Annotated in this window: 17 protein-coding genes; 8 read left to right on the top strand and 9 right to left on the bottom strand. The window is 69.9% G+C overall.

Annotated elements, in window-relative coordinates:
- Positions 1 to 605 precede the first annotated feature (605 nt).
- From KBX71_RS13545 to KBX71_RS13525, 5 genes are all read left to right on the top strand, one after another.
- Positions 606 to 3,134, top strand: coding sequence for a putative bifunctional diguanylate cyclase/phosphodiesterase (locus KBX71_RS13545; RefSeq protein ID WP_374102598.1), 2,529 nt, complete (start codon positions 606 to 608; stop codon positions 3,132 to 3,134).
- A 50-nt stretch (positions 3,135 to 3,184) separates the two neighbouring features.
- The gene (locus KBX71_RS13540; RefSeq protein WP_210818253.1) at positions 3,185 to 4,534 is read left to right on the top strand and encodes a glycosyltransferase 87 family protein; all 1,350 of its coding nucleotides are present in this window, start codon (positions 3,185 to 3,187) and stop codon (positions 4,532 to 4,534) included.
- A 41-nt stretch (positions 4,535 to 4,575) separates the two neighbouring features.
- On the top strand, positions 4,576 to 5,208 hold the full coding sequence (locus tag KBX71_RS13535; RefSeq protein ID WP_210818252.1) for a phosphoribosyltransferase: 633 nt from the start codon (positions 4,576 to 4,578) through the stop codon (positions 5,206 to 5,208).
- 22 nt (positions 5,209 to 5,230) lie between these two features.
- The gene (locus KBX71_RS13530; protein WP_210818251.1) at positions 5,231 to 5,614 is read left to right on the top strand and encodes a zf-TFIIB domain-containing protein; all 384 of its coding nucleotides are present in this window, start codon (positions 5,231 to 5,233) and stop codon (positions 5,612 to 5,614) included.
- A gap of 103 nt (positions 5,615 to 5,717) precedes the next feature.
- Complete coding sequence (locus KBX71_RS13525; protein ID WP_210818250.1) at positions 5,718 to 6,395, top strand: maleylpyruvate isomerase N-terminal domain-containing protein; 678 nt, start codon at positions 5,718 to 5,720, stop codon at positions 6,393 to 6,395.
- Between the two features lie 3 nt (positions 6,396 to 6,398).
- Here KBX71_RS13525 and KBX71_RS13520 read toward each other — a convergent pair whose 3' ends face one another.
- The 4 genes from KBX71_RS13520 to dnaB all read right to left on the bottom strand — a co-directional run bounded on the left by KBX71_RS13520 (position 6,399) and on the right by dnaB (position 13,611).
- On the bottom strand, positions 6,399 to 7,043 hold the full coding sequence (locus KBX71_RS13520; protein WP_196920334.1) for a response regulator transcription factor: 645 nt from the start codon (positions 7,041 to 7,043) through the stop codon (positions 6,399 to 6,401).
- Positions 7,044 to 7,090: 47 nt separating this feature from the next.
- Positions 7,091 to 8,431, bottom strand: coding sequence for a sensor histidine kinase (locus KBX71_RS34570; protein WP_210818249.1), 1,341 nt, complete (start codon positions 8,429 to 8,431; stop codon positions 7,091 to 7,093).
- 59 nt (positions 8,432 to 8,490) lie between these two features.
- Positions 8,491 to 10,563, bottom strand: coding sequence for a serine hydrolase (locus KBX71_RS13510; RefSeq protein WP_210818248.1), 2,073 nt, complete (start codon positions 10,561 to 10,563; stop codon positions 8,491 to 8,493).
- A 210-nt stretch (positions 10,564 to 10,773) separates the two neighbouring features.
- Positions 10,774 to 13,611, bottom strand: a complete 2,838-nt coding sequence (gene dnaB, locus KBX71_RS13505) for a replicative DNA helicase (protein ID WP_374102597.1) — start codon at positions 13,609 to 13,611, stop codon at positions 10,774 to 10,776.
- Between the two features lie 380 nt (positions 13,612 to 13,991).
- Between dnaB and KBX71_RS13500 the strand changes: the two genes are divergently transcribed.
- Entirely contained in the window at positions 13,992 to 15,557 is a 1,566-nt protein-coding gene (locus KBX71_RS13500; protein ID WP_210818246.1) for a hypothetical protein, read from the top strand.
- Between the two features lie 144 nt (positions 15,558 to 15,701).
- Here the strand turns inward: KBX71_RS13500 and rplI are convergent, their stop codons facing one another.
- The 4 genes from rplI to rpsF form a co-directional block, all read right to left on the bottom strand.
- Complete coding sequence (rplI, locus tag KBX71_RS13495) at positions 15,702 to 16,148, bottom strand: 50S ribosomal protein L9 (RefSeq protein WP_030487689.1); 447 nt, start codon at positions 16,146 to 16,148, stop codon at positions 15,702 to 15,704.
- Positions 16,149 to 16,162: 14 nt separating this feature from the next.
- The gene (gene rpsR, locus KBX71_RS13490; RefSeq protein WP_051723758.1) at positions 16,163 to 16,444 is read right to left on the bottom strand and encodes a 30S ribosomal protein S18; all 282 of its coding nucleotides are present in this window, start codon (positions 16,442 to 16,444) and stop codon (positions 16,163 to 16,165) included.
- The gene (locus KBX71_RS13485) at positions 16,444 to 16,992 is read right to left on the bottom strand and encodes a single-stranded DNA-binding protein (protein ID WP_205779915.1); all 549 of its coding nucleotides are present in this window, start codon (positions 16,990 to 16,992) and stop codon (positions 16,444 to 16,446) included. Before KBX71_RS13485 ends, rpsR begins: the two co-directional genes overlap by 1 nt.
- Before the next feature lie 80 nt (positions 16,993 to 17,072).
- Positions 17,073 to 17,363, bottom strand: coding sequence for a 30S ribosomal protein S6 (gene rpsF / locus KBX71_RS13480; RefSeq protein WP_036391391.1), 291 nt, complete (start codon positions 17,361 to 17,363; stop codon positions 17,073 to 17,075).
- A 628-nt stretch (positions 17,364 to 17,991) separates the two neighbouring features.
- Here rpsF and KBX71_RS13475 point away from each other — a divergent pair.
- Both KBX71_RS13475 and KBX71_RS13470 read left to right on the top strand, forming a co-directional pair.
- Positions 17,992 to 18,783 carry a deoxyribonuclease IV gene (locus KBX71_RS13475; RefSeq protein WP_210818245.1) on the top strand — a complete coding sequence of 264 codons (792 nt, stop codon included), beginning with the start codon at positions 17,992 to 17,994 and terminating at the stop codon, positions 18,781 to 18,783.
- Positions 18,780 to 21,059, top strand: coding sequence for a hypothetical protein (locus tag KBX71_RS13470; protein ID WP_210818244.1), 2,280 nt, complete (start codon positions 18,780 to 18,782; stop codon positions 21,057 to 21,059). Before KBX71_RS13475 ends, KBX71_RS13470 begins: the two co-directional genes overlap by 4 nt.
- A gap of 155 nt (positions 21,060 to 21,214) precedes the next feature.
- Here the strand turns inward: KBX71_RS13470 and KBX71_RS13465 are convergent, their stop codons facing one another.
- Complete coding sequence (locus tag KBX71_RS13465; RefSeq protein ID WP_210818243.1) at positions 21,215 to 21,739, bottom strand: DUF2690 domain-containing protein; 525 nt, start codon at positions 21,737 to 21,739, stop codon at positions 21,215 to 21,217.
- Positions 21,740 to 21,891 lie beyond the last annotated feature (152 nt).

Below are 21,891 nucleotides of genomic sequence, written 5' to 3'. Positions count from 1 at the left end.
TGGCCCCTCCGACCTCAACGACAGTCCAGTATCCAGTCGATCACGCAACGAAGCTTACGGACACGAGCTGACCCCGCCACGTCGCCAGCCTTGGATTCAACTGGAATGATCTGCTCAGATGCTTGGGCACGAACGACCCGATTCGCCGCCCTGCGAGGGGCCCGAAGTGTGGATGAGTCCGCTAGCGGGCTCCAGAGCGCCTATTGCGTCTTGCAAACGTGGGGCGCGAATGGTCGATTCGTCCCGACCAGCCGCGAGAGGGTTGAGCGCTCCGCTCAGGAGTGCGGACAGAAAGTGACATATCCGCTTCAGCTTGGCTAATGTTGCGCATACCGACATTAATTGTTCCTTCCCGCCCATCAACTCTCCTACTCTCGCTCTACGAACGAATGGCGCCCTAGATGGCGCTCCGTAGTGGCGAGGGGGTCGAACGATGCGCAACAGCACCGAGTGGGACTAGTGCAACTTCAGCCCGATGCAAATCCTCGACGCTGAAGGGGTGTCAGATGCGCAGCACCGAATGGGACTGAAGCCTTATCACCACACCGCCACAGCGGTACGCTGCCCGTCAGCGGACACCGACAGTGGGTTACGGGTGAGGTTGAGTGAGCCGGACGACGCGTCGTCACAGGGGCTACGACCCGCGCCTGCTGAGCCTTGTCGGACTGATGGTGACGCTGGCAACCATCGTCGCCGTGGCGGCAGCGATCGCAACGAGACGCGACGTGCCCGACAGCGCGGGAGATGTCTCGACGATCTCATCGCTCGTCCTGATGATCGCCCTAGGGGCAGTCGTCAAGACGCGCCTCCGGATCAGGTCGACGACATTCTCGTTCGCCTGGGTGGAGACGGCCATCGTCCTCGGACTCGCCCTGGCCCCGCCACCCTGGGTGATCCTGTCGACGGGCGTCGGCATCGCCTGTGTATCACTCGTCAACCGGCTGACAGCGATCAAGACGGCGTTCGGTATCTCCAAGCACACCCTCGTGGCCGGCGGCGCCACCCTAGTGATCATGCTCCTTGGCGATCGCTGGCCGCCAGACGGACTGTGGAACAACCTCGTCTTACTTGGGGTGGTCTACCTCGCCGCCGCAGTACTCGATGATCTGCTCGCCATCCCGGTAATCGCCCTGGCGTCGGGCACTCGGATCGTCCGACAGTTCCGTAACCACCTCGACCTACGGCTTGCCGGATTCGGCGTCCGGTTCGTGGTGGCCGCTCTAACCTTGATCATCCTTCAGGCGGATCAACGGCTGCTGCTCGCGGTTCCGCCCCTGGTCCTGAGCCTGCACCTGGCCTATTCCGCGCGAATCCGGGGCCGCACCGAGCAGCAGGCGTGGCAGCGGCTCGCCCGCACCACCGACGCGCTCAACGTGGTCGACCTGGACAACGTCCTCACCACCGCCGTCACCCAGGCCGCCGAGTTGTTCTCCGCTGACGAGGTCGAGATCGAGCTGCGTGACGGCGGCCGCACCGTGCGCGGTGGCACCGGCGGCATCACCTTCGACGGCCTGACCGGCACGCCCACCGACGTGGACGGCACTGTCGTCCCCGCGCCGCTGGAAGGACATGACCGGACCGTCGACGTCGGCATGCTTCGACTGCGCTTCCGCGGCCCGGTGCAGCTCTCCGAGCGGGAGCAGTACACCCTGCGCACCTTCGCCTCCGCGCTCTGCACGGCCGTCCGCAACGCCCAGGCGTACGCCGAGCTGGCCCGGGTCGCCGACGAGCACGCGTACGCGGCCTCGCACGACGCGCTGACCGGCCTGGCCAACCGCCGGCACCTCCTCGACGAGGGCACCGAGCAGTTGAGCACCCGCCACGCCGACGGGGTGACCGCGCTGGTGCTGATCGACCTCAACCACTTCAAGGAGGTCAACGACACGCTCGGGCATGCCGCCGGCGACCAGGTGCTGGTGCAGGTGGCTGACCGGTTGCGGGGTGCGGCCCAGGCCAGTGACCTGGTGGCCCGCCTCGGCGGCGACGAGTTCGCCGTACTCCTGCGGGGTCTGCCGGCCCCGGCGGTCGCCGCGCACCGGGCCGAGACGCTGCTCGCCACCCTGCACGAGCCGTTCGAGTTGGACGGCATGCGCATCAGCGTCGAGGCCAGCGGCGGGATCTCCGGCGCCCCGTCCAACGGCGGCATGGCCGAGCTGCTGCGCCGCGCCGACGTGGCCATGTACCAGGCAAAACGGGCCGGGCAACGGATCTCCACGTACGCACCGACCCGCGACACCGCGGACCTCGGTCGCCTCACGCTCGGCGGTGACCTGCCGCGCGCGGTCGCCGACCACGAGTTCGTCGTCAACTTCCAACCGATCGTCGACCTGGGCACCGGTGAGGTGACAAGCGCCGAGGCGCTGGCCCGCTGGCACCACCCCACCCACGGCCTGATCGACCCCCTGCGGTTCCTGGAGGCGGTGGAACGGTCGGGCCTGCTACCGGCCTTCGCCGAAGCGATCCTCGACCAGGCGCTGATCGCGGCGGTGAGTTGGCGCGACGCCGGCTTCGACATACCGGTCGCGGTCAACGTGTCCCCGCGCAGCCTGCTCGACGCGCGGTTCCCGGGCTCGGTGCTCGCCCGCCTCCGCGCCAACGACCTACCGCCGGACCGGCTGGTCCTGGAGTTGACCGAGACGTTGACCCTCAGCCAACTCGACGTGGTCGACCGGGTGCTCAGCCGACTACGAGACGAGGGCGTCCGGTTGGCGTTGGACGACTTCGGCACCGGCTACTCCTCCCTCTCGCTGCTCTCCCGGATCCCGGTGCACGAGCTGAAGATCGACCGGAGCTTCGTGACGACGATGGAGAGTTCGGCCGAGGCCGCCGCCGTCATCCGCTCCACCCTCGACCTGGGTCGCAGCCTCGACCTGGACGTGGTGGCCGAGGGCGTGGAGAGCGAGCCGCAGCGGCGGGCCCTCTGGGAGTTGGGCTGCGTCGCCGGCCAGGGACACCTGTTCGCCCGACCGATGCCGTCCGGCACCCTGCTCGCGGCCATGCAGCGCGGCTCGGGCGGCCGACCCGGCGCCCTCGCCGCGCCGCTGCACGACGCCGGGGCGGTGATCCGGTTGGACCAGAACCGCCGCCAGGCCGGCCGCTCCCGGCCCGACCGCCTCCCACACCTGCCCGCCTGAGCAGGCATCAGCCCACCGCACAGACAGCCCGGTCTGCCAGACTGTCGCGCGTGATCGTCGACCACCCGACCGCCCAACGCCGTCGCTGGCACTGGCGGACGCTCGACAACGCCGCCGGCGGACTCGCCCTCGACCTGGGCCTCTACGCCGTCTCGGCCACGTTCGCCGCGATCACCGCGGTCACGTCGACCCTCCTGCCGCACCGTGCCTGGGGCGCGGTCGCCGCCGTCGGCTACCTGCTCGCAACGCTGACGGTGATCGCCCAACTCCTGCTGCGTCGACGCTCACCGACCTCCCGGCTGACCGGTCTACCAGCCCGCCGGGCGGTCACCGGTCTCACCTGGGCGACCACCACACTGCTGCCTCTGGCCTGGCAGAGCATCGACCGGGCCGGCGGTCGCACCGACCGGGCCCAGGAAGAGGTGCTGGTCGTCGAGCACGCCGGCAGCCGCCTCCTGGAACACGGCACGCCCTACCTCGGACCCGACGCCATCGCCGCCCTACCACCCGGCGAGCAACTGATGGGCTACACCCCGTACCAGCCCGGCATGGCGATGTTCGGCCTGCCCAGAGCACTGCTCGACACCTGGTGGACCGACTCCCGGGTCTGGTTCGCGGCGGGCACCGCGCTGGCGCTCGCCCTGGCCGTGGCCGCCCTCCGCGGAACACCGGCCACCGCCGGCCAGGCCACCCCCGCCGCCACCCAGCGGCGGGACGCTGCCCTGCTGCGCGGCGTGCAGGCCGCCACCGTACTGCCCATCTGTGCCCTCACCCTGGCCACCGGCGGCGACGACCTACCCGTACTCGCGCTCTGCCTGCTGGCCCTCGCGTTCGCCGCCGCCGACCGACCCGGCCGGGCCGGCCTCGCGGTCGGGCTCGCCGGCGCGCTGAAGCTGTTCGCCTGGCCGGTCGCCCTGGTCCTCATCGCCTGGGGCCTGACCCGGCGCGCCGGCGCCCGAGTCGCCGCCGGCGCCATCGGTCTGCCCATCGCCGCACTACTGCCGGCGCTGCTTGTCGACCGCGACGCCCTCACCGAGAACGTGCTGCGCTTCCCCCTCGGCCACGGGCTGGTCACCAGCCCCGCGCAGTCCCCGTTCCCCGGCTACCTGATCGCCAGCGCGCTACCCGCCGGCCGGCTGATCGCCGCCGCGCTGCTGGTCGCCGCCGGAGTGGCCATCGCCGTCCGGCTCGCCCACCGCCCGCCCCGCACCGCCGTCGCCACCGCGCTCATCTGCGGGTACGGGCTACTCGCCGCCATCGCCCTGATGCCCACGACCCGCTTCGGCTACCTGCTGTACCCGCTGGCCCTGCTGACCTGGGCACCCGCGCTGCACCACCCGGTCGACACGCCGACTGCCCCGCTTCTCGACGAACGGTCCGGTAGGACCACTTCGGCGTAACTGCCGGGCAGAACGGCGCGTCAGGGCGTAGACCTGAAGGCATGACCACGTACCGCGACCGGGCCGACGCGGGCCGGGTGCTCTCCGAACGGCTCACCGCGCTCATCGGCGAACCGGACGTCGTCGTCCTCGGCCTCGTCCGTGGCGGCGTGCCGGTCGCCCGGGTCGTCGCCGAACGGCTCGGCGCGCCACTGGACGTGCTGGTCGTCCGCAAGCTCGGAATGCCGTGGGCCCGGGAGGTCGCCTTCGGCGCACTCGGGCCGGGCGGTGTCCAGGTGCTCAACGACGTGGTGGCCAGCCGGCTCAGCAGCGACGACATCGCCGAGGTTCGCCAACGCGAGCAGGTCGAGCTGGAACGCCGGGAACGGCTCTACCGGGGCGGTCGCGCACAGGTGGACCTCACCGGGCGGACCGCGGTGATCGTCGACGACGGCCTCGCCACCGGCGCGACCGCCCGCGTCGCCGTCGAGGTCGTCCGCCAACTCGGGGCACACCGGGTCGTGGTTGCGGTCCCGGTCGGCGCACAGGAGGCGTACGAGCTGCTGAGCGCCGAAGCCGACCAGGTCATCTGCGCCCAACGCCCATCCGACTTCGGCGCGGTGAGCGTCTACTACGACGACTTCCACGAAGTGTCCGACGAAGAAGTCACCGCGGCGCTCACAGCAACTGCATAGAAACACCGGGTACCGTCGGGCGATGAGTAGCCTCACCTGTCCCAAGTGTCACGGAGATATGCGCCAGTACGAGCGCAGCGGCGTCGTCATCGACCAGTGCGGGGAGTGCCGAGGCATCTTCCTGGACCGCGGCGAGCTGGAGAAGCTGTTCGAGGCGGAGGCCAACTGGAGCCGCCAACAGAGCGGCGGCGCGCCGGGGCAACCCGCGCAGCAGCCGGCCGGCTACCCGCCCCCGCCGCCCCCGGCGCACCAGCCCGGGTACGGCGCCGTCCCGCCGCCGCCCCCGCCCGCCCACGGCTACCCGCCGCAGCCGGCCTACGGCCACCAGCAGCAGCAACACCACGGCTACCACGGCCACTACCGGCAGAAGAAGCGCAAGGGCTTCCTCGACGACATGTTCGGCTGAGCCCAGGCCGACCTTCCGCCCGGGTCGATCACGCGTCGGCCCGGGCACACACCCGGGCCATTGATCGTTGGCGGGCGCGAGGCTTCATGCGAGGCTGAATCGCATGACCGCGATCCGACCGGACGAGGCGCTGGCCCAGGCGTACGACGGGATCACCGCCGTGGTCGATGGCCTGGACGACGCCGGCCTGCAACGAGCCACCCGGTGCCAGGGCTGGCTCATCGCCGACCTGCTCCTGCACGTGCTCGGCGACGCCCAGCGGGCACTTGTCACAGTGGCCAGCCCCGTCGACGGCCCCGCCGACGTCGACGACGTGAGTTACTGGCGTGACTTTCCCGGCAACGACGACGCGGCCGCCCGGCACGCCTGGTGGGTCCGCCGATCGGCCGCCGCCTTCGACCGCCCGACCGGGATCGTCGAGCTCTGGCGGGACACTGCCCCGGCAGCGGTCCGCGCCGCCGCGTCAGCCGACCCCGAGGGGTACGTGACCACGCAGGGACACGTGCTGCGCGTACCGGATTTCCTCGCCACCCTGACCACCGAGGCCGCCGTCCACCACCTGGACCTGACGCTGGAACTGCCCGATGCGCCGCCGCCCGGCCCACTGGCGGTACGCGTCGCGGTAGCGACAATGGACGGCCTGCTCAGCGACGACACCGTTCGACCCACCGCATGGGACGACCACGACTTCCTGCTGAAGGCCACCGGGCGCGTCCCGCTGACCGACCGGGACCGGCTGGAGCTTGGTGAGTCGGCGGGCTGGTTCCCACTGCTCGGCTGACAGTCAGCTCGGGGCCAACCCGTTCTGGTACGCCCATACCACGGTCTGCACCCGGTCCCGTACGCCGATCTTGGTCATAGCCCGCCCGAGGTGTGACTTGACCGTGCTGGTCTCGATGAAGAGTTCGTCGGCGATCTCGTTGTTGGACAAACCCTTGGCGAGCAACCGTACGATCTCGGCTTCGCGCGGGGTGAGCTGGCGCGCCGCTGCGGACTCGGGCGGTGCCGCCGGTCGCCGCCTGGCGAACTCCGAGATCACCCGGCGGGTCACGACCTGGTCGACGAGACCGTAGCCGTTGGCCAACCGACGGATCGCATCGATCAGGTCCTCGGGCTCGCAGTCTTTCAAGATGAAGCCACTGGCTCCGGATTCGAGTGCGCCGAAGACGTACTCGTCGAGGTCGAACGTGGTCACCACCAGGATGGCCGGCGGCGACTCGGGCGCGTCGGCGAGGATCTCGCGGGTCGCGGTGAGTCCGTCACCGCCGGGCATCCGGACATCCATGCAGATGACGTCGGGACGCAGCCGGGCGGCCACCGCCACCGCAGACGATCCGCTGGACGCCTCCGCCACCACCTCGATGTCGTCCGCCTGCTCCAGGAGCACCCGGAAGCCGGCCCGCACCACCGCCTGGTCGTCGACCAGCATCACTCGAATCGTCCCAGCATCAGCCTCAGCCGCAGTCCCAGAACCGGTCACGACGAATCACTTCCCTTTGATGTCAGCGTCACTGTGACAGACCAGCCGGCTTCGCTCGTCGGCCCGGCCGCGAATCGTGCGCCGATCAACTGCGCTCGTTCCCGCATGCCGATCAGCCCGACCCCGCTGCTGGTGCGCACCGCCGGCTCGGGACGCCGCGCTGGCGGACCATTCACCACCGCCAGCGACACCTCGCGCGGCAGGTAGCGCAGCGTGATCAGCACCCGCGCGCCCGGCGCGTGCTGCCGCGCGTTCGACAGCGACTCCTGCACCATCCGGTAGAGAGCGACGTCGGCGATCGGCGGGACCGGACGTGGCGACCCAACGCCCACGAACTCGACCGGCGTGCCCAGGTCCCGAGCGGTCCGGACCAGGTCATCGAGCACGGCCAGCCCCGGCACCGGAACGCTCCCCTCACCATCGTGGCCGGCTGTGTCGCCGCTTCCGCTGCCGTCGGCCGGGGTCCCGCGCAGCACCCCGACCACCAGCCGCAGGTTGTTCAGGGTCTCCTTGCCCTGGGACCGGATCCAGGCCACGCCGGCCTTCGCCGCCTCCGGGTCCCGGTCAACCAACCGGTGGACCGCCGCCGCCTGCACCACCATTCCGGACAGGTGGTGGGCGGCGACGTCGTGCAGTTCCCGAGCCATCTGGCTGCGTTCCGCGTCGATCGCGGCCCGCACCTTCGTCTGCTGGGCCCGGACCGCATCGGCGGCCTGCAGGCGCAACAGCTGCGTGTAGCGGCGACGGGTCGCCACGTAGTTACCGACGGCGACCGCGCCGAGATTGGACAGTGCGCTCGACCCGGCAGGGCCGACAGCCGACAGCAGAAGGTCCGGATTCATCACGGCGGCGGTGCCGAACGCCGCTGCCGCCTCGACCACCACCGCCGCGCCGACCAGCATGAACGCCGTCCGGGCCGGCAGCAGAACCCCGATGGTGTACGCGACGACGAAGGGCGCGAGTACCCGGATCGTCGCGTCTGGTGGGGACAAGGCGATCATGGCGACCTGAAGGCCGATGATCCCGGCGAGGCAGAGCAGCGGGCGGACCCGGCGCAGGCAGAGCAGCAGTGCCTGCCCGACCCCGAGGGCGACGAGCAGCCAGGCCCGCACCGGGTCGACCACGACTTCGCCCGGTGGCGTCACGACAAAGAACAGAGCCGCCATCAACGTGAACGTCACCCCGGCGACGCAGGCCGCGAGCAGACAGTCCCGGGCGAACGGCCCGGTCGCCCCGAGGTTGGCGAGCAGTACGTCAAACCGCTTCGTGAGCCGGGGCGGGCCCGCCGGATCGGTCGGCTCGGCGGTGAGCGGGCCGCCCCCGATGTGATCGTTCACCGTGTCAGCATCCTCTGCTCATAGATCGAGACGGATCGGGAGGGGTGGGGACGGGACGGTCAGTAGGAGATATTCGGCGAGAGCAGCATGAACTCGACGGCGAACCATCCCGTACCGACGAGGGCCAGCAGGACCAGGGCGCTGCCGGCGGTCCGCGACCAGCCGACCCGCCGGCGGACGTCGTCCACCAGCCGGACCGCTGCGGGGACCACCCCGAGCAGGCCGATCAGCTGGGCCACCTGGACGGTGCGCAACGAGGCGGTGGAGAGATCCTCCAGGCCGATGATGAGTACGAAGCTTCCCACCCAGCCGCCGACCGCGAGCAGGGCGCAGCCGACGCCGACGCGGCTGAGGATGCGCGCGGTGCGTCCAGCCCGATCACGCGGTGCCCGCCGCCGCAGCCGGCGTCCGATCGCCCCGATCGGCCAGGCCAGGACGGTGAGCAGGAGGATGACCACCGAGCCGACGATCACCGGGATGGCCAGGTAGGTGCTGCGTGCGGCCGCTACCGGCACCAGGGCGAACGCGGAGTCGAAATTGATCACTTCGACCCGGCCGTCTACCGCTCGCATCGCGATCGTTTCCTGCCCGCCCACCTCACGCCAGACCCAGGGCTCGATCTCCTCGTAGACGGCGGCGGAATCGGCCATCGGACGCGGTTCGAGCAGCAGCCGGCCGTCATCGCGGACGCTCACCGTGGTACGCCCGGACAGGCCGATCAGGGTCAGGAAGTTGCTCTTGATCATGCGGGAGCTTTCGTAGGTGCCGGCGGCCATCGCGGCCCGCTCGGCCGTGCCCGAGGCGTCGGTGGTCGGGGCGGCCAGCTCGGTCGCCGGCACGTTGTTCGCCGCCGCGCCGGGCACCGCCGGGAAGTAACGGTCGGCGAAGGCTTTCGTCAGCTTCTGTCGAAGCTGGTGGTTGGCCAGGCCCGACGTGCCGGTGCTGTTGAGCGAGATGAACAGGCCGGCGCCCTCGTCCGGGTAGATCTGCAGGTGGCTGTGGAAAAAGGGCGTGTCGCCGCCGTGGCCGAGGATTCGACGGCCGTTGCGGCTCTCGTCGAAAAATCCGAGGGTCATCCGGGGTGCACCCGCGAGGGTGCCGAGCGTGGTGGCGTCAAGCGCCGGCTGGTGCATCAGGTCAAGCGTCGGCTCGTCCAGAATCGGGGTGCCGCCGACCGGTTCGCCCAGGTGGGCGAGCATGAACCGGGCCATGTCCGGGGCCGAGGCGCTCATCGAGCCGGCGGGCGGGGTGCCGATGATCTCGAAGTACCCGGGTGGGGACGACGCGTTGTCGTACCCGTTCGACACTCGGCCCGCCAGGTCCGCGGGCAGCGGCTGCTCGAAGGAGGACGACGTCATGCCGAGGCGGTCGAAGACGTTACGGTCGACGTACTCCTCGAAGGGGATACCGCTGACCCGTTCGACGATGTACCCGGCGAGTGAGTTGCCGTAGTTGGAGTAGGCCGGCACCATGCCCGGCCGGTAGATCTGCTCCGGCGGGTCGGTGACCAGAGCGTCGCGTAGGTCGGCCCGGGTGCCTTCCTTGCCGATGAGGCCGGCGATCCGCTCCTCGAACCCGGCGGTGTGGGTCAGCAGGTGGCGCAGGGTGATCGGCCCGTCGAAGTTGCGGGGGATGGTGAAGTCGAGGTAGGCGGCGATGTCGGCGTCGAGGTCGACCCTGCCGTCCTGGACGAGTTGCATCGCGGCGGTGGCGGTGGCGAGCTTCGACACCGATCCGATCCGGAACAGGTGCCGCTCGGGGTCGACCGGCACCGGCTCGGTGCCCTCGCCACCGGTGTCGACGTGGCCGTACCCCCGGGTGGTGACGGTCCCACCGTCGTTGACGACGGCGACCGTTGCCCCGGCGATGTCATTGGCTTCCAACGCGGCTGGGAGCATCTCGTCGAGCCAGGCGTTCACGTCGCCGGCGTTCAGCACGTGCGGTTCGACGGCTGCTCCCGGGGCGCCGCTCGTCGGGGCCGGCTCCTGCGCGGCACCGGCACCGCAGCCGACGACGCCCGCCCCGACGACGACCGCGGTTGCCAGAGCGGCACCGAGACGCCGCAGGCGGAATGCCGGCCGGGACGGGTATGACCGGAAAGGAGTCTGCTCTGGTGCATCGTTCTGGTTCATGCCCGAGAGCCTGCTGCAGCGGCGCAGCCACGCCATCTGGCGCAGGACCACATTCGACTTACGACTTAAGTGGTAAGGCTCAGCCGACCAGCTGACGTGTCGAGGTGTAAGAAGTCGATGGCCGACCGGCCAAGATGGACGGTTCGGATCTCGGCCACGGGCGCTGACGTGCGACCCTGTCCGTTACAGGCGCCCCTGGCAGACGAAACCTCATCCGATGGCCATGTCCACAAATCTCGATAGGTGCAGCTGGGCTGCGACAGTCACGGTGTCGGTGGGCCCATTCCGATGCTTGGCAATTATGAAATCCGCCTCCCCGGCCCGCGGCGACTCCTTGTCGTAGTAGTCGTCGCGGTGCAAAAGGATGACAACGTCGGCATCTTGCTCAATTGACCCAGATTCGCGCAAATCGGACAACTGGGGTCGCTTGTCGGTGCGCTGCTCGGGGCCACGGTTCAGCTGACTGACCGCGATCACCGGGCACTCGACCTCCTTGGCCAACAGCTTGAGGCCACGGGACAGGTCCGCGACCTCCTGCTGGCGACTCTCGGTGCGCTTCGGTGAGGTCATCAGCTGGAGATAGTCGACCACGATCATCTTGAGGTCGTGCCGCTGCTTGAGCCGCCGGGCCTTGGCCCGGATCTCCATCAGGTTCATGCTCGGCGTGTCGTCGACGAAGAGCGGTGCCTCGCTGATCTCACCCATGCACCGGGCCAGCTTGGTCCAGTCGTCGTCGGAGAGCTGACCGCTGCGCAGCACGTGCAGTGGCACCCGCGCCTCGGCGGAGAGCAGCCGCATCACGATCTCGACCTTGCTCATTTCCAGCGAGAAGATGGCGGCAGCCTGGTTGGCGCGGATAGCAGCATTTCGGGCAAAGTCCATGCTAGCCGTGCTGTTGTGGGTAGGGATCATCGCCCGGCTGGCCAGGTACAGGTGTTCGTCGTTATCGACGGTCACACACCGCACCGGAACGCTGGGAACGGGCCGGACGTCGACGATGAACCGCGAGGTCGTTCGGATGTCGGAGGTGGTCCGGCGGCGTTCGGCGTGCGCATCCTGCTTGCGCTTGAGCCGGAAGGTGACGTCCGGGGTGGAGAAGTTCAACGTGTACGCGATCGACGACTCGCGGGTGTGGCCGCGCACCGGCTTCGCATTGACCGTGCAGCGGTAGCCGAGGCTGACGATGAGTTCGCGTACGTCATCAGCCAACCGCTTCGAGGTCGACGTGTACTGCAGGTTGCCGGAGGGGCCGACGGTCCCATCGGTGTCCATCAGCCCAGCCAGCAACGCCCTGCGCTGAGCCTCCGAGGCGCGCAGATAGGCGCCCGGGATGTGCTTGTTTCCCGCGACCCCAAGCTGACGCAACAGCCCGAGGAAGGAACCGTTCCGGTGACGGCAGTCGGCACACTTCCTGGTCTCTGGATTCTCACGCAACGCCCTGGTGGAAATGCCACAGTCCACGCAGACACCGTTGCCCGAAGCAGCGGACGTGGGCTGCAGCAGAATGGTGTAGACCATCGGCCCGCTGGGCCGCACGACGAAGCCGTCCGCCTCGACGTGCGTGACCATCTCCGGATCTGCCGTGGTGAAGCGGCTGGCGTCGCTGTGCCCGTCACCGAGCCACGTCCCCAGGGTGTAGGGCGGGACCAGCAGCTCACGGTCCGGGAGTTGGATGGGAGCGCAATTCCGTACGGCATGGTTGAGCCGTCGCTGGGCGGTGCCAGTACGCAGCGTGGCTGCGATCTCGGCGGTGGTGACGACGCCGTCGTGGTCGGCCCGACTGCCGGCATTGACCTCCCGCTCGGTTCGCTCAAGGAGCGCGCCCAGAAGCGGACCAGCCGGATAGCCGGGCGCGGTCCAGTTCTGCGGCTTGCCGTTGCGGACGATGGGACGGCTGATCCGGCCAACCGACCCGACCTCACGGGCGACGGTGTGCAGGACATGCCGGAACTCCGGCCCTACCTGCTCAATCGTGTCGAAGAGTGTGATCGGCTGGTTCCGCAGGGAGGTCAGCCGCTCATGTGCCGCACGTACGTTGGCGAGCGACGACTCGGGCCAGTGCCGCCTTTGCCGCGCCGGGGCCTGCCGCCGACTCGCGCGGCTGGTGGTCTTCCACAGGTGCTCCGCGTCGGCCACGATGACCGTGCCGTCGGAGAATTCCACCTCGTAGCAGGGGCGGTCGTGCATGACGTCGAAGGCGTCTGTGACCGTGGTGGGTCTGCCGTCCGCCGCCAGAAGCTGATCGCCCGCCTTGATCTCACCCATCGTGGTCCAGCCGCCCGGGGTCGGCAGTGGGGTGTCGAGCGCGAGCGCCTTTCCCAAACCAGGCCGGCCAGCCACGATGATCAATTGCCCGGCGTGCAGGCCGTTGAGCAGTCGGTCCAGGTCGCTGAAGCCGGTCGGCACGCCGGTCATCATGCCGCCGGTCGCGCCCACCGCTTCGATCTCGTCAAGCGTCGGCTGCAACATGTCGGCCAGGACGGCGAAGTCCTCGCTGACCCGGCGTTCGGTGACGTCGTAGACGGCCTGCTGGGCGAGGTCGACGACGTCGTCCACGTCGCGGCTGCCGCCGCTGGCGGTGCCGTAGCCCAGCTGCACGATCTTGGTGCCGGCCTCGACCAGCCGGCGCAGCACCGCGCGCTCGCTGACGATGCGGGCGTAGTACGCCGCGTTCGCGGCGGTTGGCACGCTGGCGATCAGAGTGTGCAGGTACGGCGCGCCACCGATGCGTACCAGATCCCCGGAGTCGGCGAGCGCCGCCGCGACGGTGATCGAGTCGGCCGGCTCACCACGGCCGTAGATGTCGAGGATGATGTCGAAGATGGTGGCGTGCACCGGCCGGTAGAAGTCGTTGGTCTTGAGGATCTCGACGACGTCGGCGATGGCGTCCTTGGACAGCAGCATGCCGCCGAGGACGCACTGCTCGGCGGCGACGTCCTGGGGCGGGGTCTTGTCGAACTGGCCATCCCGCTGCGAAGGTGGTTGGCCCCCGCCGGAGCGTGGCTCTGCCCGCATGTCGTCGGTGACGGACACGGGTCCCCCCTCCACTGCGCCGGATCCAGCCCCAGCTCTACCGCTGGGGTGTGACACTTCCGTCCGACCGGGCCGGTCGATCGGGGGCCATCGCCGGCGGTCGAGGGCCAACCATACGGACCCCGAGGTCAGAGACTCAACAACGCCGGTGGACGAGCCTCGGGACAACCTGTGGATCCCGGGGGGCAGCATGTGCGCAGCGTGTGCACAGCCTGTGGATAACCATTGGGGAATTCTCGGCCATAAGCCGTTGACCTGCGAATACATACTCCCCAGCCTGTGGAGGAGAATATTTCGGTCGGGCCTGTGACACGATCGTCCCGTACTATCTCCAGCGAACGGCTACACCTGGACAGCGGATTCCGCTTTCGGTTCAGAAGGGTCACACTCCGGCCGTGAATTACCGGGACTGGGGACGCGGCGATGGCAGCCCGCGCGAGCGCCAGCCAACCGCCTCGTGGGGTGAGCGCGCGGCGCCTGTTCCGGTTGATCCCTACGACGAGGACGGGCGCTACCGCACCTCCAGCCGACGGCGCGCGTTGGACCGCGGCCAGGACGAGCCTGTCGACGCCTACCTGCCCCGGTGGGCGTTGGAGTCAGGGGTCCGGCACGCGGACGGCGGCGGTCGCCACGCCGCACCGGACGAAGACGAGGACGAGCCCGCGCGGCCGACGTCCGGCGCGGGCCGGCGGTCCGCCGAGTCGTCGAGTGGTCGGCGTCGGGGCAGCGAGACGCGTCGCCGAGAGCAGGCAGCGATCGGCCCGGCACCCGACTCGGACCACACCCGAGAGTGGACGCTCGACCGGCCGCAGGATCAGGGGTACGCCGGCCGCCGACGGGCCGACGCCGGGGAGGACGAGCCGGTCTCTGGCGCTGTCTCGGACCGGCGTCCCCGCCGCGCGCCCGTTGGCCGTCCGCAGGTGATCTGGTCGGGTGGAGAGTTGGAGTCCGCCCCGACCGAGCAGGTTCCGGACCAGGAGCCGAGCCGTCCGAGCCGGCGTAGCCGACGTGCGGCAGAGGAGTCCTGGTCCCGTCCGGCGGCCGACCCGTGGGCCCGCGGCTCGGACGACCGGGCGGCGGAGCCCGAACCGTCGTACCCGCCCGCGGTGGACCCGTGGGACGCCTCGGGCGTGCACGCGTGGCCGCCTGTGACCGGCGCGGACGGCGGGGACCTGAGCGGGCAGTGGTCGGCGGTGGAGAGCGTTGGTGGCTGGGAGCGGTCGGACCGCACCGGCCAATGGGAGCGGTCCGCGATCGAGGATGACCAGTGGGACCGTACGCTGCCGCCGCGCTCCGATCGGGCGGTGGCGGCCGAGGGGTGGCCGAGCCGGGAAGACGGATTCTGGTCCGGCACTCGGCTGGCCGATGACGACCCGCGTTGGGCGGATCCTCAGACGTCGGCGCCACGGTCGCCGGTGGTGGGCTACACCGCTCCACGACCGCGCAGCGCGCCTGCGCCACGTGCGGGTGCGCAGCGTGCGGGTGCGGGAGCGCCCTCCCGGCGTCGGGCGGACCGGCCGGCGGTAGGAACGGCGTCGGTACGGCAGCGGGTCGGGTCGGCGGCCACGGGTGCCTGGGCGCGGCGTCTGGAGGACGACCTGCTGGACCCGGATCCGGGTGGGTCGGTCCGGCCGTTGCTGTACACGGCGGCCTGTTACCTGGTGCCGGCGATGCTGATCTTCGTCTGGCTGTTGACGTTGGACAGCCAGGCGCCGGCTGGCTGTGTGACCGACATCAGCGGGGGCGGGTGCGACTCGGCGCGGTCCCGCGCGTTGGAGTCACTCCTGGCCGGTTCGCCGCGCTTCGGACTGGCGCTGGTAAGCAGTCTGGTGGTGGCGGCGCTGCTGCGGCGGGTCGGTACGACGTGGCGCTCGGCGACCATCGCGGTTGCCGCCGCGGTGGTGGGCGGCGGCCTCTCCACGGTGCTGATCAGCGCGGTGACGGGCCAGCCCATCGGCTGACCCGTCGACGGGTCGGGGCCAGACCGGGCGGGGTCAGGGCGGGGGCGGCTCGGGGCCGCGCCGGGCGGTGCCGGTTCCGACGACGTACGCACGAGGGCCCGCACCGATCGCTCGGTGCGGGCCCTCGTGGTGGTGTTGCGGACGTCAGCCCTGAACGACGTTCAGGTTGAACGACGCGGTCACCTCGGGGTGCAGCTTGATCTTCACCGGATAGGCGCCGATCGACTTGATGTGACCGGGCACCTCCAGCCGACGCCGGTCGAGGACCGGGCCGCTGGCCGCCTTGACGGCGTCGACGATCTCGGCCGGGGTGACCGAGCCGAAGAGCCGTCCGCCGTCGCCGGCGCGGACCTTCAGGTTGACCTTGAGACCCTCGAGCTGAGCCTTGACCTCGTTGGCGTGGTCGAGGTCGCGGATCTCGCGGGCCCCACGGGCCCGCTTGATGACCGTGACCTGCTTTTCCGCGCCCTTGGTCCAGACGATCGCGAAGCCCTGCGGCAGCAGGTAGTTACGGCCGTAGCCGTTCTTGACCTCGACGATGTCGCCTGGGGCACCGAGGCCGGACACTTCCTGAGTCAGGATGATCTTCATATCGGTGCCTCCTCTCAGCGGGTGGTGGCCGTGTACGGCAGGAGCGCCATCTCACGGGCGTTCTTGACCGCACGGGCGATCTGCCGCTGCTGCTGCGAGGTAACGCCGGTCACCCGACGAGCGCGGATCTTGCCGCGATCGGAGATGAACTTACGCAGCAGCGCGGTGTCCTTGTAATCGATGTAGGCGATCCCGTCCTTGTCGAGCGGGTTCACCTTCTTCTTGGGCTTGCGCAGTGCCGCAGCCTTGGCCGTTGCACGTGCTCCTGGTTTGCGATCGCGAGCGCTAGGCGCCATTAGAACGGTGGCTCCTCGTCAAAATTGGCGCCCGAACCGGCACGCGCGGGAGAGGGAGAGGGAGAGGGAGCAGCCGAAGCCCAGGGGTCGTCGAAGTTGCCTCCGCCGCCACCCTGGTTGCCACCGCCACCGCCGCCACCGAAGCCGCCGCCACCGCCGCCGGAGCGGGACATCTTCTGCACCTTCGCCGTGGCGTAGCGCAGCGACGGGCCGATCTCGTCGACCTCAAGCTCGATGACAGTGCGCTTCTCACCCTCGCGGGTCTCGTACGACCGCTGACGCAGCCGGCCCGACACGATCACCCGGGCACCACGCTGCAGCGACTCGGCGACGTGCTCGGCGGCCTGCCGCCACACGGTGCATGCGAGGAAAAGCGGCTCGCCGTCCTTCCATTCGTTCGACGCCTTGTCCATGAAACGGGGCGTCGAAGCGACTCGGAACTTGGCGACCGCAGCCCCGGAGGGGGTGAACCGCAACTCGGGGTCATCGGTCAGATTGCCGATGACCGTGATGGTGGTGTCTCCTGCCATGACCATCTCCTCGCGCACTCAGCGTCTCGTCGTACAGGCTCCCAGAGCCGTACGACAGAGTCGCGGAGGCTGATCCGGACGAACCGGGGTTGGATGCTCTAGCGCATTTCCGGTCGGATGACCTTGGTGCGCAGCACGGACTCGTTGAGGCGCAGCTGACGGTCCAGCTCGGCCACCGCAGCAGGCGTGGCCTGCAGGTCGATGACGGCGTAGATGCCCTCAGCCTTTTTGTTGATCTCGTACGCGAGGCGCCGACGGCCCCACACGTCGGTCTTCTCAACCGAGCCACCCGCGGTCCGAATCACGTTCAGGTACGTGTCGAGCGACGGTGCGACGGTGCGCTCCTCGAGGCTGGAGTCGAGGATGACCATTAGTTCGTAGTGACGCAAGACGTGCTCACCTCCTGTGGGCTAAGCGGCCACGGTCCTTCCGTGGCAGGAGGTCTTGTGTCGCTGCCCGCACGCGCCGAGGGAACCCGGCCGGACGCGGACAACCTGACCAGGATACCCGGTCCCAACGATCATGCCCGGGGTGGTCGGGTCCGCGCCCGGACGTGCCGACGGGGGCCCACCGTCCGACCGTCAATCGGCCGGTGGTGGACCCCCGTCTACGAGGCCGCGGGGCGTCCGGTCCGCATTCCTTGGGTGGGACCTGGGGAGGAACGACCACACCGATGAGGTTGGACCGAAGACGCCCCGCGGAGCTTTATCGTGTTGTTATCTGACGATACAACAGCACTCGTACCTTGTCGGGGGGAAAAGCACAATTTTCCGAGATTCGTCTTCGCTCGGTAGCCGCTGTGCGAGGGGGTCGCCCCCGCTGCGCCGGGCCGCGCGGCGGGGGTGACCTCGCTGTCGGCCGCCGACCGCCGGTCGCCGTGTGCGACGCTCGCGCCGCTGGCGTCACCGGGTGCTGGTCGCCGGTTCTAACCCATCAACGATCGTCGGTCCCTCCGGTGACGCGACACCGCACCGGCCGTCGCCCCGGCCGTCGGGGTCGCGACGTAGGCTCGCTCGCATGCGTATCGGAGCCCATGTCGACTCGACCGACCCGCTGGCGGAGGCGGCCGCCCGGTCCGCCGACACCGTGCAGTTCTTCCTCGCCGACCCACAGGGTTGGAAGGCGCCCAAGCCTCGCGAAGATGCCGAGCGACTGCGCGCTGCCGAGGTCGACCTCTACGTGCACGCGCCGTACGTCATCAACGTGGCCACTCTCAACAACCGCATCCGGATCCCGAGCCGGAAGCTGCTCCTCGGGCACGCCAACGCCGCCGCCGCCATCGGCGCCAAGGGCCTGATCGTCCACGGCGGGCATGTCAACGCGGGCGACGACCTGGCCGTCGGCTTCGACAACTGGCGCAAGACCTTCGCGTACGCGGCGGACTCCGGCGGTTTCGGCGTACCGGTTCTGATCGAGAACACCGCCGGCGGCGACAACGCCTGCGCCCGGCGCCTGGACGCGCTCGCCCGACTCTGGGACGCCATCGGTGACCACGAGGTCGGCTTCTGCCTGGACACCTGCCACGCGTACGCGGGCGGCGAGGAGCTGCTCGGCCTGGTCGACCGGGTCAAGGCGATCACCGGGCGCATCGACCTGGTGCACGCCAACAACTCCAAGGGCGCGTTCAACTCCGGCCAGGACCGACACGACAACCTGGGCGGCGGGACGATCGACCCGGAGTTGGTGGTGGCGGTGATCCGGGCGGCCGGCGCGCCGGTGGTCGTCGAGACACCGGGCGGGGTCACCGGCCAGGCCGCCGACATCGACTTTCTGCGTGAGCAGCTCGGCGCGGAGAGCCCGGCGGCATGACGAGCGGACAGCCCGGGACCGGCAACGCCCGGCCCACCCCCACCGGCGCGGACGCCGAGAGCCGACCCGCCACCACGGCCGCGGCGGGCGCACCCACCCAGCCGGCTCGTACCTCCGACAAGTCCCCCGCCGAGACCACCGCGGGCCAATCGCCAGCGGGCGACGGTGGGGCGACCGGAGCCGCCCCGAACGGCTATCGCGAGGCCGACCCCGCGCCGAGCGGCCCCGCCAAGAAGAGCGCGGCCCGGCGCGGTGGCAAGAAGGGCACCGCCGCGAAGCAGGGCACCGCCGCCAAGCAAGGCACCGCCGAGGGCGGCACCGCAACCAGCGACAGCGCACCCAAGGACAGCACCCCGGCCAAGGACAGCGGCACGGTGGATGGCGCGGCCAAGGACGGCATCCCAGTGGGTGGCCCGACCAAGGACGGCGAACCGGCCAAGGACGCGAAGGCGGGTGACGCCGACGGCAAGGACAAGGCCGACGGCGAGGCGAAGCCGGTCGGCCCGGAGCGTTGGGAGGCGTTCGCCTCCGCGCCGGAGCCACGGCCCTCCATCTTCACTCGGGCGGGCCGGGCCGTCGGCCGGTTCCTGATCCACGAGTGGACCCTGGCCACCCTCGGCGCGTTGGCACTGGCCGTGCTGATGACCTGGCCGACGCTGCGCTATCCGCGCTACACCCTCCCGCAGGACTACTGGGACCCGAGCCTGCAGTCCTGGCAGATGGCCTGGTCCGGGCACATCCTGCTGACCGACCCGGCGCGCCTGTGGCAGTCCAACACGTTCTTCCCCGAGCTGTGGAGCTTCGCGTTCTCCGACACGCTGCTCGGGTACGCCCCGGCCGGGATGCTCGGCAGCGGTCCCGAGGACGCCGTGCTGCGCTACAACATCATGTTCGTGCTGGCGCACGCGCTCGCCACGCTCGGGGCGTACGCGCTGGCCCGACAGCTCGGGGCCGGCCGCATCGGTGCCGCTGTCGCCGGCGTGAGCTACACCTACGCGCCGTGGCTGCTGGCTCAGGCCGGGCACCTGCACGTGCTCTCCAACGGGGGAATCCCGCTGGCGTTTGCGATGTTGGCACGCGGGCACGGGTGGTCCCTCCGACACGGCTACCAGCCGGAACGCCGGCACGACGGCTGGGTCTACGCCGGTTGGTTGGTGGCGGCCTGGCAGCTCAGCCTCGGTTTCGGCATCGGGCTGCCCTTCGCGTACTTCCTGGCCGGCGCGGTGCTGGTCACTGCCGTCCTCTTCTTCGCGCGGCGGCTGCGCACCGGGCAGGCCGTTCCGTTCGGTCGCCGGTTGTTCGCCGCCGACGTGCTCGGCGGGGTGTTGTTCGCCGGTGTCGGTCTGCTGATGGCGTTCCCGTTCTTCAAGGTGACCGAGCGGCACCCGTACGCCGAGCGCACCATCGGCGACATCAGCCTCTTCTCGCCGCCGGCGTCGGGCTTCGTGACGGCGCCTGCGGAGTCGCGCATCTGGGGTGGGCTGCACGAGGGGGCACGGGCGGCGCTGCCGTGGCACCCGGAGATGACCCTGCTGCCAGGTTTCGTGCTCTACGCGCTCGCCGCGGGCGGGCTGTTGTTCTCGGTCTGGCGGCTGCGGCACCGACTGCTGCTGCTCGCGGGGGTGCTGGTGACGATGGCCTTCGCGATGGGAACCCGTTTCTTCGACGGCACCTTCACCTACGTGCCGCTCTTCGATCATCTGCCGGGCTGGAGCGGGCTGCGTACCCCCGGGCGGTTGATGCTCTGGACCACGTTGTTGCTCGCCCTGCTCGCGGCGGGCGCGGTCACCGCCCTCACCGACCGGGTCCGCGAGTTGACCGCACAACGGATTCCGTCATGGCCGGGGCCGTGGCTGCGGATGGCGACCCTGCTGCCGCTGCTGCTGGTCACCGTCGAGGGCCTGAACACCACCCCGCATCCGGTGGTGCCGACCCAACCGGCCGCGATGCGTTCGGCGGAGGGACCGCTGTTGGTGCTGCCCAGCAATCAGAGCCTGGACCAACACGTGATGCTCTGGTCGACAAGCGGGTTCCCCGACGTGGTCAACGGCGGTAGCGGCTTCACGCCGCGCCAGCTCGACGACGTCCGTCGGGTGAGCCAGTCGTTCCCGGACCAGACGAGCGTCGACTACCTGCGCACGCTCGGCGTCCGCACTGTGGTGCTGCTGCGCGGCCAGGTCGCCGGCACACCGTGGGAGATCAACATCGACGCGCCTGTCGAATCCCTCGGCATCAGCCGGCAGGAGGTCGGCGACGCCGTCGTCTACCGGCTCTGATTGGGCGGCGGGGTCTGCTCGACGGTCCGGGTGGTCACGGACGAGGATTTGTCGTCCTACTAGCTGCGCGCCATACGGCGGGTCGCCGAACGGCGCGCAGCAGACGCGCCGAACGAACCGGCGCGAACGTGATCAGCCTTGGCCGACCGCGGGTCTCAGTACTTGTCCGTCCACCAGGTCGTGGGTCCGGCGGCTGCCTCCGCCCGAGCCAACAATCCGGCGTCGTTCACCATCTGGGTGTAGAACGAGCCAGCAAAGCCGCTGTACGCCGTACGGACGCGACCGTCCGAGTAGTAGCTCCTGACCGTTGGGTAGTAGAAGTCAGAACTCACTCGAGCCCAGGCAGTCCGGCAGCGAGGGCTGTACCGCAGCTCCAGCCTGATCCCGTCCGTGTTCGTTCGAGGGCTCGTGGCATCGTCTCCGCAGTAGTGGTAGCAGCTCGTACACCCGCTGTAGTAGATCTTGAAAGTCGCCGGGTTCTTGCCGTCGCACGTGGCTCCACAGCCGGCACTGGCCAACTGCGCTTCCGAAATCATCGTCGCCGTCTTGGGGTCGAGACTCGCCGCCGTGATCGTGGCTGACGCCTGGTCTGCGGCTGGTGCGGCGGCTGCCGCCTGCGGTGCCATAACAGCTGCGGACAGCACGATCGCCACCGCCGCTCCCAGTTGAACGATCTTCATTCTCCGCATGGGACCCCTTCCAACTCTGACAAGAGCCCACAGGATCCAACTGATCGCCACCGAAATCTCACCCCATCATCACAAGGGCGCCAGAGCGGTCGGCGCCCGTGACGATTCGACGAACGTGATCCCTTGGTGGCGGAGGATTCGCA

It is taken from the genome of Micromonospora sp. D93, from assembly GCF_018070365.1.
Taxonomy (GTDB): domain Bacteria; phylum Actinomycetota; class Actinomycetes; order Mycobacteriales; family Micromonosporaceae; genus Micromonospora; species Micromonospora ureilytica.
The sequence above is the reverse complement of the archived record's forward strand: the minus strand, read 5'-3'. Positions and strand labels throughout refer to the sequence as shown.

What these genes read in the sequence shown, in the direction of transcription:
- KBX71_RS13530 (WP_210818251.1), top strand. Translation starts at nt 5,231, where the DNA reads ATGAGTAGCCTCACCTGTCCCAAGTGTCACGGAGATATGCGCCAGTAC.
- rpsR (WP_051723758.1), bottom strand. Translation starts at nt 16,444, where the DNA reads ATGGCGCCTAGCGCTCGCGATCGCAAACCAGGAGCACGTGCAACGGCC.
- KBX71_RS13465 (WP_210818243.1), bottom strand. Translation starts at nt 21,739, where the DNA reads ATGAAGATCGTTCAACTGGGAGCGGCGGTGGCGATCGTGCTGTCCGCA.
- KBX71_RS13475 (WP_210818245.1), top strand. Translation starts at nt 17,992, where the DNA reads ATGCGTATCGGAGCCCATGTCGACTCGACCGACCCGCTGGCGGAGGCG.
- KBX71_RS13470 (WP_210818244.1), top strand. Translation starts at nt 18,780, where the DNA reads ATGACGAGCGGACAGCCCGGGACCGGCAACGCCCGGCCCACCCCCACC.
- KBX71_RS13520 (WP_196920334.1), bottom strand. Translation starts at nt 7,043, where the DNA reads ATGCTGGTCGACGACCAGGCGGTGGTGCGGGCCGGCTTCCGGGTGCTC.
- KBX71_RS13525 (WP_210818250.1), top strand. Translation starts at nt 5,718, where the DNA reads ATGACCGCGATCCGACCGGACGAGGCGCTGGCCCAGGCGTACGACGGG.
- KBX71_RS13510 (WP_210818248.1), bottom strand. Translation starts at nt 10,563, where the DNA reads ATGAACCAGAACGATGCACCAGAGCAGACTCCTTTCCGGTCATACCCG.
- rplI (WP_030487689.1), bottom strand. Translation starts at nt 16,148, where the DNA reads ATGAAGATCATCCTGACTCAGGAAGTGTCCGGCCTCGGTGCCCCAGGC.
- KBX71_RS13535 (WP_210818252.1), top strand. Translation starts at nt 4,576, where the DNA reads ATGACCACGTACCGCGACCGGGCCGACGCGGGCCGGGTGCTCTCCGAA.